Origin of the sequence: Salmonella sp. WC3 (assembly GCF_042932255.1) — a bacterium.
GTDB classification, from domain to species: domain Bacteria; phylum Pseudomonadota; class Gammaproteobacteria; order Enterobacterales; family Enterobacteriaceae; genus Salmonella; species Salmonella enterica.
This window is the reverse complement of record NZ_CP170629.1, coordinates 1,430,615-1,446,788: the sequence shown is the minus strand read 5'-3', so window position 1 is coordinate 1,446,788 and position 16,174 is coordinate 1,430,615. Positions and strand designations below refer to the sequence as shown.

Here is a 16,174-nt window from a genome sequence, read left to right as displayed (position 1 = left end):
TATTATTGCTTCTATTGCGATAATATCCACCAAGGGGAGCGCGCGATGAGTGACGAAAAACAAAAAATGATCGCTGGGGCACTGTATTGCCCGACCGATGAAACTTTATGCCAGGATCGACTGCGGGCGCGTCAACTCATCCATCAATACAATTATACTACGCCTGATGAAATAAATAAGCGTCAGGCGATTTTACGCGACCTGTTGGGTCGATGCGAAGACGCCTATATTGAACCTTCCTTTCGTTGCGACTACGGCTATAATATTTTTCTTGGTCACTCCTTTTACGCTAACTTCGACTGCGTCATGCTTGATGTTTGCCCAATTCATATTGGCGATAATTGTATGCTCGCGCCAGGGGTACATATCTATACCGCCACGCACCCGCTGGACGCCGTCGAACGCAACAGCGGCAGAGAATTAGGTAAACCCGTCACTATCGGAAATAATGTCTGGATAGGCGGACGAGCCGTCGTTAATCCGGGCGTAACCATCGGCGATAACGTCGTCGTCGCTTCAGGCGCTGTGGTGATAAAAAACGTACCGCCAGACGTTGTGGTAGGCGGAAATCCGGCGCGAATCATTAAAAAATTGTAGTCAAAATGATAACTGTTATGCTAATTCGTGGTTAATCTGTTACTTTTTTCACGTTACACCTCCCTTTAAAATGGGCTGTTACTACCCCTATGTCGCAGAAATCATGAAGGCAAAAGATGACAGAGATACAGCGCCTGCTTAGCGAAACTATTGATGACTTAAACATCCGTGAAAAACGCGATAACAGGCCGCGTTTTAGTATCAGTTTTATCCGCAAGCATCCTGGGTTATTTATCGCGATGTATGCAGCCTGGTTTGCGACGCTGGCGGTCATGCTGCAATCAGAAACGCTGGTGGGGTCAGTGTGGCTGTTAGTGGTGTTATTTATCGCATTTAATGGCTTCTTCTTTTTCGACATCGCCCCGCGTTATCACTATAACGACATCGATGTGCTGGACCTCCGGGTCTGTTACAACGGCGAATGGTACAACACCCGCTTTGTTCCCCCCACGCTCATTGAGACGATTCTTCAGTCTCCACAGGTGGATAATGAACATAAAGTCCAGCTGCAAAAAATGGTTGCCCGTAAGGGCGAACTTTCCTTCTACGATATTTTTACGCTGGCCCGCGCAGAAGCCAGCCGGTAATAAAAAAGTGCGCACCCTCCCTGGTACGCACTGCTTTCCCTGAACTGTTGGTTTTTTAACGTCTTTTTTTACGCCCCTGAACCGCCTTAAAACGCGGATTTGTTTTACAAATCACGTATAAGCGTCCTTTGCGTTTGACTATCTGGCAATCCGGATGCCGTTGTTTTGCATTGCGAAGTGAGTTTAACACCTGCATTTCATTTACCCCCGTTTAGCGCCGATAAAATGACCAAAACGTTTCTGGAAGCGTGCGGCGCTACTTTCGCTATCAAGCGTTTTCTGTCTACCGGTATAAAAAGGATGCGATTTTGATGACACATCAATAGTGACATACGGATATGTCACGCCGTCCAGTTCGATTTCACGTTCAGTTTTGATAGTTGATCCCACTTTCACATATTCATTTGCGCTGGTGTCGTGAAATACGACGGTGCGGTATACAGGATGAATATCAGGTTTCATTGCGCTCTCTCAATCATGTTATAACATAACAATAAAATACGCTATCAACACTCCTTTTTCAACCGGTAAACATTCACGATCTCTTCCTGGCGGCAAAAGCAACGTGGCGTAACGCGTTAGTCTGGCCCCTGTATCTGTAAAATCGATAAAATAGCTTTATCATTCGAGGGCGCGATTTACGATCGGATATACTTTCTCTACGCTGTGTTTATAAGGACATCACTGTGACAACACGACATCTGGTCAGCCTGGTAACGGGAGTGCTTATCCTGTCTGTCCTTTTCCCGATAGGATTGAGCCTGTGGCTGGCGCACCGTCAAGTTGAAAAAAGGTTTAATGAAGAGCTGGATATCTTCTCGTCCCGGGTGGCGCTACGTACAGAAAGGGTCAGTGACCAGGCAAAAGCCGCGTTAACGCATATTGCCTCCTTTAAAGGCGAGCCCTGCAGCAGCGCCCATTTACTCGCCATGCGCCGCGTGTCTTATAGCTTTCGGTATGTCCAGGAAGTTCTGTATCTTAAAAATTCGATTCCCGTTTGTTCCTCACTTGAAAAAGAGAGCCATATTCCCGCGTTCCCTCCGCCCATGAAAATCACTCGCGACGGTTATCACGCCTGGTTTACGGCGCAAAACGATCTGGGTATAAAACGCTATATGGCGGCACTCGGGAGCGACAGCTATATCGTGATGATCGACCCGGCGTCCTTTATCGATGTGATTCCGTTTGGCGCATGGCCGATTGACGTCGCTATTATTGGCCGGGAACGCAATACTGTGGTTGCCAGCAGCGGTAACCTTGACCCCGCTATTCTTCCGCTCATTCACCATGAGACGCCCCTGCGGCTGGAAAACCGAGGCATTCAGTATGCTATCCACCCCTTTCCGGAAATGGGCATTACTATCGTAAGCTGGGCACCGACCGCTCCGCTGGAAAGGAGCTGGTATCGACAGGCGTTTATCTGGCTACCGGCGGGCATCGTAACGGGTCTGCTGACCGCGGCCTTTATTCTGCGTATTTTGCGTCGGCTACAGTCGCCCCGCCACCGTCTCCAGGATGAGATAGACAATCGCGAAATTAACGTACACTATCAGCCTATTGTCTCCCTGAGCAGCGGAAAAATTTCGGTGCCGAAGCCTTAGCTCGCTGGCAACAGGCGGACGGCACCTTCCTTTCGCCGGAAATTTTTATCGCGCTGGCTGAACAAACCGGGCTCACGGAGCCGCTAACCCGGTTAATCATCGAAACCGTTTTTGAAGACATGGGGAGTTGGTTAAAGTCCCATCCCGAACAACATATTTCAATCAATCTTGAGGCATCCGATCTGGCGTCGGAAACGTTGCCGACGCTGTTAAGCACGCTGCTGAACCGTAGCCAAATTTCTCCGTCGCAAATCGCGCTTGAATTAACGGAACGCGAGTTCGCCGATCCGAAAACCAGCGCGCCCATTGTCGCCAGATACCGTAACGCGGGACATTCCATTTATATTGATGACTTTGGCACCGGCTATTCCAGCCTCAGCTACTTACAAAATCTGGATGTGGATGTCCTTAAAATTGATAAATCTTTTGTCGATGCGCTGGAATATAAAAACGTCACGCCGCATATTATTGAAATGGCGAAAACGCTCAAACTCAAGATGGTCGCAGAAGGCATCGAAACGACCAGGCAAGAACAGTGGCTACGCCAGCATGGCGTACATTATGGTCAGGGCTGGTTATACAGTAAGCCCCTACCCGCTACGGCATTTATTCTTTGGGCGGAACAGCGGCTATAACGTCGCACAGCAGAAAAGAACAGTGTGGAGAGGCACAAATGGGTGGGGGCCCTGCCAGCTACATCCCGGCACACGCGTCATCTGCCTTGGCTGCTTCCTTCCGGACCTGACCTGGTAAACAGAGTAGCGTTGCGGGAGAACCAACAGAGCCCCCATTGAGAGCGTTGTGAACCAACGCGCAGGCGCATTATCACTGCTATATCGTGCAATTGCAACCCATCAGGCATCGGATGCTGGTTTCTTGCGCATCCGGGCTTTCCTCCCCCCTTATTCCAGATTATCCTGAAGCATTAACGCAGGATTCTATTATGGATATTCAGGACACTTTTCCTCAACGCGTCTGGCAAATCGTCGCCTCGATCCCGGAAGGATTTGTCACGACCTACGGTGATGTCGCCCGGCTTGCCGGTTCGCCTCGGGCGGCGCGTCAGGTCGGCGGAGTTTTAAAACGTCTGCCGGAAGGCAGCACTTTACCATGGCATCGGGTGGTGAACCGCCACGGCGCAATATCACTTACCGGGCCGGATCTACAGCGGCAACGTCAGGCATTACTGGCGGAAGGCGTGGTGGTGTCGGGAAGCGGACAAATCGATTTACAACGCTATCGCTGGGTGTATTACCCCTCTCCGTAACGGAGAGGGTTGGCGCAGGATTAATACTGGGTAGGCGCAGGAACGGCAGAAGACGGATTGACCTGGGTCGGCGAAGTCGATGGAACCGTCGTCGTCGCACCACCGCTGGCCTGCACAGGCACCGCCGTTTGCTGTACCGGTACCAGCGTAAGATCCGCTTTAGTGCCGCCATTGTTAATCACCGGTTTCACGCTATCGGTAATAAATACCAGCTTATTATCAACGGTGATGGCCGCGCTCAGGAGAATGCGCGCGTTAGGTTGAATATCTGATGGGTTAAACGGCAACACAAAACTGAAAGGCGCCTGTTTACCTTCGGTACGTACCGCTTTTTGCGACAGCACCTTAGACGGCGCATCAGCCAGCGAAGCATCTGAAAGCGTCACGGTCAGCACCGCATCTGGCGGCAGAGCGACCTTCTGGCGGATCCAGACGGTACCGGAAACATTGGGTTGCTGAATAGTAGACTGGTTAGCTGTAATCGACATGTTAGGGTTTGGCGCAGGCGTCTGGATATCAGCGCTTTTATCAGCGCAGGCCGCCAGAGATATCGCAACCGCTAAACCACTTACGATGTGCACGAGTTTCATTCAATTCTCCTTATCATCAATGCACCAGCAGGCCTTTCCCCCCGCCGGAAGAGTGGTTAACAGAAACATAACGTGATTAAGTGTGGCACATGTCACTCATTTTTGCCTGGAATTGGTCTGTTATTCAGACTTTTGTACCCATCGGACCACTTGCAAAATTGCGTTATACTCTGCCCTACCTCGCTTCGGCATCGTTGTCACCTGGAGAGTATGTATGAGTCAGACACTGAATAATTTGCTGACATTATTGAATCTGGAAAAAATTGAAGAAGGACTCTTTCGGGGCCAAAGTGAAGACTTAGGGCTGCGCCAGGTATTTGGCGGTCAGGTGGTGGGCCAGGCGCTCTATGCCGCCAAAGAAACGGTGCCGGAAGCACGCCTGGTGCATTCATTCCACAGCTATTTTCTGCGGCCGGGCGATAGCCAAAAACCCATTATCTATGACGTAGAAGTGCTGCGCGATGGGAACAGCTTCAGCGCCCGCCGCGTTGCCGCTATTCAGAACGGGAAACCCATCTTTTATATGACCGCCTCATTCCAGGCGCCGGAACCGGGTTTCGAACATCAAAAAACCATGCCGACGGCAGTCGGGCCGGAAGGACTACCGTCAGAAACGGAAATCGCGCAATCGCTGGCGCATTTACTGCCGCCGATTCTGAAAGAAAAGTTTCTCTGCGATCGCACGCTGGAAATTCGTCCCGTCGAATTTCACAATCCGTTGAAAGGTCACGTCGCCGCGCCTGTGCGTCAGGTATGGATTCGCGCCAACGGCACCGTTCCGGATGACATTCGCGTCCATCAATATTTACTGGGATATGCCTCGGATCTGAATTTCCTTCCCGTCGCGCTTCAGCCTCACGGCATCGGTTTTCTGGAAAAGGGCATTCAGATCGCCACTATCGATCACTCTATGTGGTTCCATCGTCCGTTCAATTTTAATGAATGGCTACTTTATAGCGTGGAGAGCACTTCCGCCTCCAGCGCCCGGGGCTTTGTTCGCGGCGAGTTTTATACTCAGGATGGCGCGCTGGTCGCTTCAACCGTGCAGGAAGGGGTAATGCGTAATCACAATTAAAAAACATGCCGCTATGCGGCGTTAATGGCCTGATGACGCTGCGCTTATCCGGCCTACGGTAAACTGGATAAGCGCAGCGCCATCAGGCATGTTGCGCAATCACGCGTTATACGCATTCTCGCCGTGACTGTTCACATCCAGCCCCTCGCGCTCCTGCTCTTCCGGTACACGCAGTCCAACAAGGATATCCGCCAGTTTGTAACCAACAAACGCGACAATACCGGACCAGACGACCGTAATAGCAATACTTTCCAGCTGTACCATCACCTGATGTCCCATCGTAACGCCGTCGACAAAGCCAACGCCGCCCAGCGAACTGGCGGCAAAAACGCCGGTCAGGATACAGCCGACTATTCCGCAAACGCCGTGAACGCCAAATACGTCGCACGGATCATCTACCCGTAACAGACGTTTAAGCATGGTGACTCCCCACAATCCCGCCAGACCCGCAATAACGCCGATAACCAGCGCGCCGCCAACGCCAACATAGCCACAGGCTGGCGTCACGCCGACCAGACCGGCAATCGCGCCGGAACACGCCCCCAGCAGGGAAGGCTTACCGCGTAGCGTCCACTCGCCGATAATCCACCCCAGAATCGCGGCGGCGGTCGCCACCACGGTGTTCACAAAGGCCAGCGCTGCTATCTCGTTTGCGCTCCCCGCAGAACCCGCGTTAAATCCAAACCAGCCGATATATAGAATCGCAGTACCGGTAAAGACCATCGGCAGGTTATGGGGTTTAAATGCTTCTTTCCCAAAGCCGACGCGTTTGCCAATTAAATAAGCCCCCACCAGCCCGGCGATAGCGGCGTTAATATGCACCACCGTACCACCGGCAAAATCCAGCGCGCCGTGAGCAGCCAGCAGGCCGCCGCCCCACACCATGTGCGCAATCGGGATATAAGAGAGCGTGAACCACACCACGACAAAAATCAGCACCGCCGAAAAACGAATACGCTCCGCCAGCGCGCCGACAATCAGCCCGACGGTAATACAGGCGAAAGATCCCTGAAACGCGACATGAATATACTGATAAATCGTACCCGTTACCGCCGTCAACGCGATATTCTTCAACATCGCCCCATCAGCATTACCGAAGAAATGATTCCCTTCGCCAAAAGCCAGCGAATAGCCGTACACCACCCATAAAATACAGACCAGCGCAAAGGTGACGGTCACTTGCGTTAACATTGACAGCACGTTCTTGGCGCGAATTAATCCGCCGTAAAACAGCGCGATACCCGGTATCGTCATGAACAGCACCAGCGCGGTGCAAATCATCATAAAAGCACTATCCGCTTTATCGGCAACCGCCGGCGCGGCTATCGTTAGCCCAGGCAGCAGCGCCAGTGAAGCCAGTGTGGTTTTTATCATCGCTATCTTCATTTTTTCATTTCCTGTTGCTGTGTGGCGGGTCTTACAGCGCTGCTTCGTCAGCTTCGCCGGTACGAATCCGAATAACGCGCATGAGCTCCGCGACGAAAATTTTGCCGTCGCCAATTTTTCCGGTGTAAGCCGCTTTACTGATGATATCGATCACCTCTTCCAGTTGGTCGTCGGCGATAGCCACATCAATTTTGACCTTCGGCAGGAAATTCACGCTGTACTCCGCGCCGCGATACAGTTCGGCGTGTCCTTTCTGACGGCCAAACCCTTTCACTTCGGTGACGGTCAGTCCCTGAATGCCAATGGAAGAAAGCGCCTCCCGCACGTCCTCCAGCTTGAACGGTTTGATAATCACGGTAACCAGCTTCATAGAACCCTCCAGTCAGAATTAGGTAACGGCTGCCGCCGCGCATGGACTCTTCTGAATGGATATTGCAAAGGATGTGCCAGAAGCTGGCGAGCGAGGAAAAGCGCGGTTAGCGGCGCGTCTTTATATTGACGCGCCCCAAAATCGAAACAGGGAAAGAAAAACGCACCACGACGGTGCATGATGGGCGAGGTTTTGCCCTGTGGCGCCAAACCTTACGCCGCAGGGCCGGGTTCTTCGTGTACGCTGGCGGCTAACTCCTCGCCAACTAACTGTAATTGATACATTTGCCAGTAGCGCCCTTGCGCCGCCAGCAATTGTTGATGCGTCCCGCGCTCCACCGCCTGGCCGCGATGGAGAACCAGAATGGTATCCGCCTCCACGATTGTCGATAGCCGATGGGCAATAACCACCAGCGTGGTGCGCTCGCGAATCGCCGCCAGCGCCTGCAAAGAGAGGGTACAGTCCTGCTGCAATAAGCAAAGCAGTTTACGGTCAATTTTATCTAACATACCCACTCCATAGAGAATATTTTTCTCCTTACATTGTAATTTAAAGGTCAAATAGCAACAATTTTTTCCGTACTTTTCGCTACTCTTGGCACAAAATGATAAATGGATATTAATGATGAGTAGCAATTGGGTTAAAAATGCCATTAATGAAATTAACGCTGACCACCAGCGCTCGGCGGATACGCATCTTATTCGTTTGCCCCTGTCGGCATTTCCAGGTATCCAGCTTTACCTGAAAGACGAAAGCACGCATCCCACCGGTAGCCTCAAGCATCGTCTGGCGCGCTCGCTGTTCCTTTATGGGCTGTGCAATGGCTGGATTAAAGAAGGCACTCCGATTATTGAAGCGTCATCAGGCTCAACGGCGATTTCCGAAGCCTGGTTCGCGCGTTTACTGGGACTGCCGTTCATCGCCGTCATGCCCGCCTGTACCGCAAAACGTAAAATCGAACAGATTCAATTTTACGGCGGCCACTGTCATTTTGTGGAGAGCGCCTGCGAAATTTATGCCGCCTCCGAGCGGCTGGCGCATGAACTGAACGGTCACTATATGGACCAGTTTACCTACGCAGAACGAGCTACCGACTGGCGGGGCAACAATAATATTGCCGACAGTATTTTCCGCCAGATGCGCAACGAACCCCATCCGGTACCGCGATTTATCGTCATGAGCGCCGGAACGGGCGGAACCTCTGCGACGATTGGGCGCTATATTCGCAGCCAGGGCTATGATACTCAGCTCATGGTGGTGGATCCGGAAAATTCCGTCTTTTTACCTTACTGGCAGGATCGCGACGCTTCATTACGCAGCCCGGTGGGCAGTAAAATTGAAGGAATTGGTCGTCCGCGAGTAGAGCCTTCTTTTATTCCGGATGTCGTGGATGAGATGCTGCGCGTGCCGGACGCCGCCAGCGTTGCCACCACACACTGGCTGGAAACGCAGCTAGGCCGTAAAGTCGGCGCCTCTACCGGCACGAATATGTGGGGAGCTCTGCAGCTTGCGGCCCGGATGCGCGAGGCTGGAGAAACCGGCGCTATCGTGACGTTATTGTGCGATAGCGGCGATCGCTATCTGGATACCTATTACCATCCGGCCTGGGTTAGCGACCATATCGGCGATTTGACGCCGTGGTCAGCGGCCATCGCAAAATTACTTACCGGCGACTAAAAACCAAAAAAAAGCCAGACTGAATGTCTGGCTTGCTGGAAGAGATCTCTCATTCGGGGGAATAAGGTAGATGCGGATTGTCCAGCCAATGCGTCAAAAAGTGTGATACCGCTTGATTACCACAATGTCCGATAACCGAAAGGTGTGGCAGCGCGGCGATAAGCTGCGGCATGGCATTGCCCATAATGAGCCCCCGCCCGACGCTGCCCAGCATTTCCCGATCGTTCATCGCGTCGCCAAACGCCATGCAATCTGCCAGTGAAAGCCCTAAATGGTTGCTCAATACCGCCAGCGCCGATCCTTTATTGCACCCCAGCGGTAGCACTTCCAGGCAGTCGACGGCAGAGAAACAGAGATGAGCGCGTTCTTCCAGCGCCTCATTGAGCTGAATGCGCAAACGGATCAGATCGTCATGATCGCCGCAAAAACAGATCTTCGTCACCTGATGGGCCGGAATGCTTTTTATATCGATAACCTGATAACGAAAGCCGCTGTAGACGTGCGCCTGGAGTAGCGCGGGGATCTCCTGGCCTGTAAACCAGCCGTTGTCATTAAACACATGCATACTGGCTCGGGTATCCCAGGCATGGTGCATCACCGTATCGGCAACCTGAGGATCGAGATCCTGACGATGCAGCACGTCGCCTTCCAGCGAGTGAATTCGCGTCCCGTTACCGGTAATAAGATAAGCATCCAGTGAAAGCGTCCCCAGAATATGCCGCATTTCCAGCACATGACGACCCGTAGCGAATGTCAGGGTGATATCGCGTTCGCGCAGACGCGCCAGCGTGGCGATCGTTTCTCTACCCAAATGGTGATCGGGCATTAATAACGTGCCATCCATATCAAATGCTGCCAGACGGGCCATCTCTTTCTCCACACTGTGACGCGGTTAACTTGTTGTTCAGTATTACCTGAGATATACGGAAGTAATAGTGAACAGATAAAAGGAAGTGTTCCGGGTTTCTATGAGGCTACTGAATCGGCTTAATCAATATCAACGCCTCTGGCAGCCTTCCGCCGGGGAAACGCAACATGTCACCGTTAGCGAACTGGCCGAACGCTGTTTTTGTAGCGAGCGCCATCTGCGAACGCTGCTGCGTCAGGCCCAGCAGGCAGGTTGGCTAAGATGGGAGGCGCAGTCCGGGCGCGGGAAACGTGGACGGCTCCAGTTTCTGGTCACGCCGGAATCGCTCCGCACCGCCATGATGGAACAGGCGCTGGAAAAAGGGCAGCAGCTCAACGTACTGGAACTGGCGCAGCTGGCGCCGGGCGAGTTACGGGCGATGCTCCAGCCTTTTATGGGCGGCCAATGGCAAAACGATACGCCGACATTGCGTATTCCCTACTATCGTCCGCTTGATCCGCTGCAGCCGGGTTTCCTGCCAGGCCGCGCGGAACAGCATCTCGCAGGGCAAGTTTTTTCCGGGTTAACGCGCTTCGACCGCGACAGTCAATATCCTTGCGGGGATTTGGCGCATCACTGGGAGGTTTCCGCCGACGGTTTACGCTGGGATTTTTATATTCGCTCCACGCTGCACTGGCATAATGGCGATACGGTGGACACCGCGCAGCTACACGAACGCCTGGAAAGGCTGCTTACCCTACCGGCGCTAAGCAAATTGTTTATTAGCGTCGCACGGATCGAAGTAACGCATCCTCAGTGCCTGACCTTTCTCCTTCACCGACCTGATTACTGGCTGGCGCATCGTCTGGCGAGCTATTGTAGCGGTCTGGAGCATCCTGACCTGCCGCTTATCGGCACCGGTCCTTTTCGCCTGGCGTTGTTCACGCCGGAACTGGTGCGTCTGGAAAGTCATGACCATTATCACCTCAGCCATCCGCTGCTGAAAGCGATTGAATTCTGGAGCACCCCGCAACTGTTTGCCCAGGATCTGGGCACCAGTTGCCGCCATCCGGTGCAGATTGCCATCGGCAAACCGGAAGAGCTGGCGACGCTGAGTCAGGTAAGTAGTGGTATCAGTCTTGGCTTTTGTTATTTAACCCTCAAAAAGGGCTCACGGCTCAACGTACAGCAGGCGCGGCGTCTGATACATATTATCCATCATACTTCGCTGCTGAAAACCTTGCCGGTAGATGAGAACTTGATTATGCCAAGTCAGGGGCTGCTACCCGGCTGGACAATCCCGCAATGGCAGGACGTTGATGAAACGCCATTGCCGAAAAAACTTACCCTGGCGTATCACCTTCCCGTAGAGCTGCATACGATGGCGGAACAACTTCGACATTACCTGGCGACGCTCGGCTGTGAGTTAACGTTGATTTTTCATAATGCCAAAAACTGGGATAACTGCCCTGCGTTGACGCAAGCGGATCTGATGATGGGCGACAGGCTGATCGGCGAAGCGCCGGAATATACGCTGGAGCAGTGGCTACGTTGCGATCAGATCTGGCCGCATGTCCTGGACGCGCCTGCGTTTTCCCATCTGCAGGCTACGCTTGACGCTCTGCAAATTCAGCCCAATGAAAAAGATCGCCGCGCCGCGCCGCGCTACAACAAGTTTTTGCTAACCTGATGGATGACGCCACACTTACGCCGCTGTTTAATTATCACTATCGCATCAGCGCCCCACCGGGCGTTAACGGCGTTCGGCTCACCCCTCGCGGCTGGTTTGAATTTAGCGAAGCCTGGCTTCCGCCGCCTTCGCCGTGAAGAAGCTGGTCGGGATTATCCGTACGCGTTACCATATTGGTTTTCGTCATTGATCAGGATAACTATGAAACGCGCCGTTGTTGTATTTAGTGGAGGTCAGGACTCCACCACTTGTCTGGCGCAAGCGCGGCATCAGTATGATGAAGTGCATTGTGTCACGTTTGATTATGGTCAGCGCCACCGCGCAGAGATTGATGTCGCGCGCGCGCTGGCGTTAAAACTTGGCGCACGCGCGCATAAAGTGCTGGATGCCACTTTGCTGAACGAACTGGCGGTCAGCAGCCTGACGCGGGATAGCATTCCGGTGCCGGACTATGAACCGAACGCTGACGGTATCCCCAATACTTTCGTACCGGGACGAAATATTCTCTTTCTGACGCTGGCGGCGATTTACGCTTATCAGGTCAAAGCCGAGGCGGTGATCACCGGCGTTTGCGAGACCGATTTTTCCGGCTATCCAGACTGTCGCGATGAGTTCGTCAAAGCGCTGAATCACGCGGTGAATCTGGGCATGGCGAAAGATATCCGTTTCGAAACGCCCTTAATGTGGATTGATAAAGCTGAAACCTGGGCGCTGGCCGATTATTGGGGCCAACTGGATTTGGTTCGCGAAGAGACGCTGACCTGCTATAACGGCATTAAAGGCGATGGCTGTGGTCATTGCGCAGCCTGTAATCTGCGCGCTAACGGCCTGAATCATTATCTGTCGAATAAAGCGGCGGTGATGGCAGCAATGAAGCAAAAAACCGGGTTAAGGTGATTGTTTTGCCGGATGGCGGCGCATGCACCTTATCCGGCCTGGCGATATTCACCATGGTCAATATCGCCAGGCCGGACAAGTTCAACGCCATCAGACTGCGAAGCGTTATTGCACCATCTGTTCCAGCTTTTCACGCAATTCGCCTTCCAGCGGCAGCGCTTTTTGCGTTTTTAAATCAATACAAACAAACGTGATGAGCGCATCGGCCACCACCTGCCCTTCTGGCTCCAGCGTAATCGTCTGGCTTAATACGCCGCTTTTACCGTTAAGCTGTTGTACCTGGCTGGTCACGGTCAATAGATCGCTCAATACCGCCGGGCGACGGTAATTTATATTGATGTTTACCACCACAAAGGCAATATTGCGGGCCGTCATCCACTGAAAGCTGTCGCTGTTTTCCAGACCATCCCAACGGGCCTCTTCCAGAAACTCCAGATAGCGGGCATTATTAACATGTTGATAAACATCAAGATGATATCCACGAACTTTGATTTGTGTTTGCATAGCGCAATAACCTTACGTTGTTGTTATAAGTAAACGACAAGTACAGAGGTCATAACTGGTATGACCTCTACAGTCTGGCAAATTTTGGCCACTGTGCAAGTGATTACAATGTTAAAACTGCCAGATTACGCTCCACCAGCGCGCTTCCCATTCCCGGCACCTGCTTTAAATCATCCACCGTTTTAAAAGGACCATACTCCTCCCGATAGCTCACAATAGCCTGCGCTTTTTTCAGCCCAACGCCGTTCATCACCCGCGCCAGATCCTCCGCAGACGCGGTATTAATGCTCACCCTGGTACCTTCATCATCGCTGGCTTTAGCAGGTAATGCCGCTTTGGCGGAGGATGAAGAAGGCGTATCCGCTTTTGTTTCCACCGCTGCATTTTTTGCGACAGGCGTCGCCGCCAGCGCGCTATGGGCCATGCCCGCGCAGGTTAAAGAAAGCGTAATAAGCAGTGCTTTAATTCCGTGTTTCATACTGTTTTCTCCTTGTTTGTTAACAGTGCAGCCACGATAGCGGGGCGGAGAAAAACGAACAAACGGCAATTCTCAGAAATGGAAAAGGCCGCGAAAGCGGCCTTTGTGGGATACAACGTTTTGCAATTTTTTGCGAAGCGCCTCGACGATTACTGCTATTCCAGAGCGTCGCCGATTTTGATTTTCGCCTCTTTACGCAGATTGCTCATCAGCGCCTCAAAGACAATTTGCGCATTGTTCTGCGTGATGCCCTGCACCATCGCTTTTTTCTGCGCTTCCGGCATGGCGCCCGCTTTCACCTCGTCAAACGCCAGCAGAACGACGTTACCCTGCATATCGTTCGCCACGCCATAAACTGGCTTATCTTTCGTCGGAAGGCTTAACGCAAAGGCCGCCTGACTCACCGGATCCTGACTGGTACGACTTAACGTTTTAGGCTCGCCAAAACTCAGACCCGCCGCTTTCATCGCTTCCGCGCCTTTGCCCGCTTTCAGCTCGACCAGCAGTTTTTCCGCATCCAGCTTCGCCTGTTGTTCCGCTTTGTTATGCTTCACCAGGGCAGTGACCTGTTCCTTCACTTCTGCCAACGGCTTCACGGCTTCAGGTTTATGTTCGCTCACGCGTACGACAAAAGCTCGGTCGCCATCCACGGTGATAATGTCTGAATTCGGCCCCGGCGTACCGTTTTCGCCCACCAGACCGCCATTAAAGATAGCATCGGCTACCGGTTTGAAGTTCAGCTCTTCCGGTAAGGTGTCACGGCTAAACCAGCCGGTTTCAACCGCTTTTACGCCAGCGACCTGTTCAGCGCCTGCTAACGACTCATTGTCGTTGCTTGCCGCATCGCTCACCTTCTGCTGCAACGCATAGTAAGCATCCAGCGCTTTTTCTTGTTTCACTTTCGCGGCAATGTCGTCGCGAACCTCGCTTAACGGTTTCACTTTGGCAGGCTGAATATCATCCAGACGCGCCACCAGAAAACCGACAGACGACTTAATCACGCCAGATATCTGGCCTTTTTCTTTTAATCCGGCGTTTTTCAGTTCCGGCACCGTGGCAGACTCTTCCAGCCAGCCCATATCGCCGCCATTACGCGCAGAGATGATATCGGTAGATTTCTCTTTCGCCAGCGTGGCGAAATCTTCGCCCTTGTTCAGCGCATCCAGTACCGCTTTCGCATCATCTTCCGTTTTGGTCTGAATAATGCTGTAACGAATACGCTCCGGCTGAGTAAACTGATCTACATGCTGGTCATAATAGGCCTGAATATCCGCATCGCTGACCGGTGCCTGCATCGTCGCGGCATCCAGCTTGATATAGCTTACGCGGAACTGTTCCGGCGTCATAAAGCGGACTTTATTCTGATCGTAGTAGCTGGACACTTCCTGATCGGTCACCTGCTGCTTCGCCGCCAGCGCGTTGACATCAATAACGGCTTCACGCACCACGCGCTGTTGAGAGACTAATGCTGCCAGTTCGTCGGTTTCCCCTTTCAGCATAAAATCAGTACCGGCCACGCCGTTGATCAGTTGCTGAGTGGTAAGCTGGTTACGCAGCGCCTGAGCGTACTGATCGGCGGTCATTCCCATCTGATTCACAATCGCGTTATAGCGGTTGTTGTCAAACTTACCGTCCACCTGAAAAGCGGGAGTGGCGAAAATCGCCTGCTTTACCTGCTCATCGCTGATGCCCAGTTTCAGTTCGCGGGAATATTGATCCAACAGCGCTTCATCTATCAGACGATTCAGCACCTGCTGGCGCAGGCTTTTCATATAACCTTCGTTGGCCGCCAGTTCAGAATACCTGTCGCCCAACTGCTGCTGCATACGGTTACGTTCGTTGTTAAACGCATTCTCAAACTGTGCCCGGCTGATTTCCTGGCCATTCACTTTTGCGGCGTAGTTATTGCTTCCGCCAATCAGGTAACCACTAACGCCGGTCAAAATGAACGACACGATAATGATAACGAAAATAATCTTGAGCACGAGACTGTTTGCAGCCGTGCGTAAGCTGTCCATCATGGTGTAACCACACTCCGCTGTAGGTGACTTTACACTTTATCTTTCAGGCGGCTTCTCTGCTGGCTACTGAGTGATTCGCTCAGTAGCCGCGTCGACGCAACCCGAATGATTTGCGTATAGAGACTTCACGCGCATCGCATTTTCTGAACGCGGCGCACAAAAGCCTATTGTGACAAGAAACGAGGGCAATTGTCAGCCCGCAACGCACAGAAAGTCCCGAATCGCCAATAAAAAAGGCACATCAGTTGATGCGCCCTTGTACTTTGTCACATCCCCCTAGGGGATCACGCTTAGTTTACCGCGTCTTTCAGCGCTTTACCTGCACGGAAACTCGGCACTTTGGCAGCGGCGATGGTGATCTCTTTACCTGTTTGCGGGTTGCGACCAGTACGGGCAGCACGCTCTTTAACAGCAAAAGTACCAAAGCCTACCAGTGCAACGTCATCCCCTTCTTTCAGAGATTCGGTAACAGAAGCAATAATCGCATCTAACGCACGTCCAGCCGCAGCCTTAGAGATATCAGCCCCTGCAGCAATTTTTTCGATCAGTTGAGATTTATTCACTCTTCTCTTCCTCTTTATAATTTA

Annotated in this window: 16 protein-coding genes, 1 other RNA gene and 3 pseudogenes; 8 read left to right on the top strand and 12 right to left on the bottom strand. The window is 52.4% G+C overall.

From position 1 onward, the window contains the following. Positions 1 to 45 precede the first annotated feature (45 nt). Positions 46 to 597 carry a maltose O-acetyltransferase gene (maa, locus tag ACFK9X_RS06785; RefSeq protein WP_001278792.1) on the top strand — a complete coding sequence of 184 codons (552 nt, stop codon included), beginning with the start codon at positions 46 to 48 and terminating at the stop codon, positions 595 to 597. A 116-nt stretch (positions 598 to 713) separates the two neighbouring features. Beyond that, complete coding sequence (locus ACFK9X_RS06780; protein WP_000136181.1) at positions 714 to 1,184, top strand: YlaC family protein; 471 nt, start codon at positions 714 to 716, stop codon at positions 1,182 to 1,184. Positions 1,185 to 1,239: 55 nt separating this feature from the next. Here the strand turns inward: ACFK9X_RS06780 and ykgO are convergent, their stop codons facing one another. Continuing rightward, entirely contained in the window at positions 1,240 to 1,380 is a 141-nt protein-coding gene (ykgO, locus tag ACFK9X_RS06775) for a type B 50S ribosomal protein L36 (protein WP_001197749.1), read from the bottom strand. A gap of 5 nt (positions 1,381 to 1,385) precedes the next feature. Then, positions 1,386 to 1,646 carry a type B 50S ribosomal protein L31 gene (locus tag ACFK9X_RS06770; protein WP_079787602.1) on the bottom strand — a complete coding sequence of 87 codons (261 nt, stop codon included), beginning with the start codon at positions 1,644 to 1,646 and terminating at the stop codon, positions 1,386 to 1,388. 224 nt (positions 1,647 to 1,870) lie between these two features. On the opposite strand from ACFK9X_RS06770, the pseudogene ACFK9X_RS06765 reads away from it, so the two are divergent. Continuing rightward, positions 1,871 to 3,420 (top strand): annotated as a pseudogene (locus ACFK9X_RS06765) (EAL domain-containing protein). Between the two features lie 49 nt (positions 3,421 to 3,469). Here the strand turns inward: ACFK9X_RS06765 and ffs are convergent. Next, an RNA gene (gene ffs, locus ACFK9X_RS06760) (signal recognition particle sRNA small type) lies at positions 3,470 to 3,566 on the bottom strand. Between the two features lie 84 nt (positions 3,567 to 3,650). Here ffs and ACFK9X_RS06755 point away from each other — a divergent pair. After that, positions 3,651 to 4,052 carry an MGMT family protein gene (locus ACFK9X_RS06755; protein WP_151115938.1) on the top strand — a complete coding sequence of 134 codons (402 nt, stop codon included), beginning with the start codon at positions 3,651 to 3,653 and terminating at the stop codon, positions 4,050 to 4,052. Positions 4,053 to 4,072: 20 nt separating this feature from the next. Here the strand turns inward: ACFK9X_RS06755 and ACFK9X_RS06750 are convergent, their stop codons facing one another. Beyond that, positions 4,073 to 4,642 carry a YbaY family lipoprotein gene (locus ACFK9X_RS06750; protein ID WP_000779802.1) on the bottom strand — a complete coding sequence of 190 codons (570 nt, stop codon included), beginning with the start codon at positions 4,640 to 4,642 and terminating at the stop codon, positions 4,073 to 4,075. A 214-nt stretch (positions 4,643 to 4,856) separates the two neighbouring features. Between ACFK9X_RS06750 and tesB the strand changes: the two genes are divergently transcribed. Further along, a complete protein-coding gene (tesB, locus tag ACFK9X_RS06745; RefSeq protein ID WP_151115936.1) occupies positions 4,857 to 5,717 on the top strand; it encodes an acyl-CoA thioesterase II in 861 nt (286 codons plus the stop codon). A 99-nt stretch (positions 5,718 to 5,816) separates the two neighbouring features. Here tesB and amtB read toward each other — a convergent pair whose 3' ends face one another. The 3 genes and pseudogenes from amtB to ACFK9X_RS06730 form a co-directional block, all read right to left on the bottom strand. Further along, the gene (gene amtB, locus ACFK9X_RS06740) at positions 5,817 to 7,103 is read right to left on the bottom strand and encodes an ammonium transporter AmtB (RefSeq protein ID WP_023260097.1); all 1,287 of its coding nucleotides are present in this window, start codon (positions 7,101 to 7,103) and stop codon (positions 5,817 to 5,819) included. A gap of 31 nt (positions 7,104 to 7,134) precedes the next feature. Continuing rightward, positions 7,135 to 7,473, bottom strand: coding sequence for a P-II family nitrogen regulator (gene glnK / locus ACFK9X_RS06735; protein WP_000780341.1), 339 nt, complete (start codon positions 7,471 to 7,473; stop codon positions 7,135 to 7,137). 212 nt (positions 7,474 to 7,685) lie between these two features. Continuing rightward, positions 7,686 to 7,919: pseudogene (locus ACFK9X_RS06730) on the bottom strand (multidrug ABC transporter permease/ATP-binding protein); the annotation flags it as partial. 175 nt (positions 7,920 to 8,094) lie between these two features. Here ACFK9X_RS06730 and cdsH point away from each other — a divergent pair. Continuing rightward, the gene (cdsH, locus tag ACFK9X_RS06725) at positions 8,095 to 9,150 is read left to right on the top strand and encodes a cysteine desulfhydrase (protein WP_072104615.1); all 1,056 of its coding nucleotides are present in this window, start codon (positions 8,095 to 8,097) and stop codon (positions 9,148 to 9,150) included. Positions 9,151 to 9,199: 49 nt separating this feature from the next. Here the strand turns inward: cdsH and cof are convergent, their stop codons facing one another. After that, a complete protein-coding gene (gene cof / locus ACFK9X_RS06720) occupies positions 9,200 to 10,018 on the bottom strand; it encodes an HMP-PP phosphatase (RefSeq protein WP_000113030.1) in 819 nt (272 codons plus the stop codon). Positions 10,019 to 10,118: 100 nt separating this feature from the next. On the opposite strand from cof, the pseudogene ACFK9X_RS06715 reads away from it, so the two are divergent. Then, positions 10,119 to 11,824: pseudogene (locus ACFK9X_RS06715) on the top strand (SgrR family transcriptional regulator). A 64-nt stretch (positions 11,825 to 11,888) separates the two neighbouring features. Then, positions 11,889 to 12,584, top strand: coding sequence for a 7-cyano-7-deazaguanine synthase QueC (gene queC, locus ACFK9X_RS06710; RefSeq protein ID WP_000817199.1), 696 nt, complete (start codon positions 11,889 to 11,891; stop codon positions 12,582 to 12,584). A gap of 105 nt (positions 12,585 to 12,689) precedes the next feature. Here the strand turns inward: queC and fadM are convergent, their stop codons facing one another. The 4 genes from fadM to hupB form a co-directional block, all read right to left on the bottom strand. Continuing rightward, the gene (gene fadM, locus ACFK9X_RS06705; RefSeq protein WP_001194543.1) at positions 12,690 to 13,088 is read right to left on the bottom strand and encodes a long-chain acyl-CoA thioesterase FadM; all 399 of its coding nucleotides are present in this window, start codon (positions 13,086 to 13,088) and stop codon (positions 12,690 to 12,692) included. A 103-nt stretch (positions 13,089 to 13,191) separates the two neighbouring features. Next, complete coding sequence (locus ACFK9X_RS06700) at positions 13,192 to 13,566, bottom strand: helix-hairpin-helix domain-containing protein (protein WP_000680322.1); 375 nt, start codon at positions 13,564 to 13,566, stop codon at positions 13,192 to 13,194. Positions 13,567 to 13,721: 155 nt separating this feature from the next. After that, positions 13,722 to 15,587, bottom strand: coding sequence for a peptidylprolyl isomerase (gene ppiD / locus ACFK9X_RS06695; protein WP_151115934.1), 1,866 nt, complete (start codon positions 15,585 to 15,587; stop codon positions 13,722 to 13,724). Between the two features lie 290 nt (positions 15,588 to 15,877). After that, positions 15,878 to 16,150: a nucleoid-associated protein HU-beta gene (hupB, locus tag ACFK9X_RS06690; RefSeq protein WP_001043544.1), complete on the bottom strand. Its 273-nt coding sequence runs from the start codon at positions 16,148 to 16,150 to the stop codon at positions 15,878 to 15,880. Positions 16,151 to 16,174 lie beyond the last annotated feature (24 nt).

Excerpts from the sequence above, each read along its gene's own strand:
- maa (WP_001278792.1), top strand. The coding sequence starts at position 46 with ATGAGTGACGAAAAACAAAAAATGATCGCTGGGGCACTGTATTGCCCG.
- cdsH (WP_072104615.1), top strand. The coding sequence starts at position 8,095 with ATGATGAGTAGCAATTGGGTTAAAAATGCCATTAATGAAATTAACGCT.
- tesB (WP_151115936.1), top strand. The coding sequence starts at position 4,857 with ATGAGTCAGACACTGAATAATTTGCTGACATTATTGAATCTGGAAAAA.
- ykgO (WP_001197749.1), bottom strand. The coding sequence starts at position 1,380 with ATGCAGGTGTTAAACTCACTTCGCAATGCAAAACAACGGCATCCGGAT.
- ppiD (WP_151115934.1), bottom strand. The coding sequence starts at position 15,587 with ATGATGGACAGCTTACGCACGGCTGCAAACAGTCTCGTGCTCAAGATT.
- glnK (WP_000780341.1), bottom strand. The coding sequence starts at position 7,473 with ATGAAGCTGGTTACCGTGATTATCAAACCGTTCAAGCTGGAGGACGTG.
- ACFK9X_RS06700 (WP_000680322.1), bottom strand. The coding sequence starts at position 13,566 with ATGAAACACGGAATTAAAGCACTGCTTATTACGCTTTCTTTAACCTGC.
- cof (WP_000113030.1), bottom strand. The coding sequence starts at position 10,018 with ATGGCCCGTCTGGCAGCATTTGATATGGATGGCACGTTATTAATGCCC.
- ACFK9X_RS06770 (WP_079787602.1), bottom strand. The coding sequence starts at position 1,646 with ATGAAACCTGATATTCATCCTGTATACCGCACCGTCGTATTTCACGAC.
- ACFK9X_RS06750 (WP_000779802.1), bottom strand. The coding sequence starts at position 4,642 with ATGAAACTCGTGCACATCGTAAGTGGTTTAGCGGTTGCGATATCTCTG.
- fadM (WP_001194543.1), bottom strand. The coding sequence starts at position 13,088 with ATGCAAACACAAATCAAAGTTCGTGGATATCATCTTGATGTTTATCAA.
- queC (WP_000817199.1), top strand. The coding sequence starts at position 11,889 with ATGAAACGCGCCGTTGTTGTATTTAGTGGAGGTCAGGACTCCACCACT.
- amtB (WP_023260097.1), bottom strand. The coding sequence starts at position 7,103 with ATGAAGATAGCGATGATAAAAACCACACTGGCTTCACTGGCGCTGCTG.
- ACFK9X_RS06780 (WP_000136181.1), top strand. The coding sequence starts at position 714 with ATGACAGAGATACAGCGCCTGCTTAGCGAAACTATTGATGACTTAAAC.
- ACFK9X_RS06755 (WP_151115938.1), top strand. The coding sequence starts at position 3,651 with ATGCTGGTTTCTTGCGCATCCGGGCTTTCCTCCCCCCTTATTCCAGAT.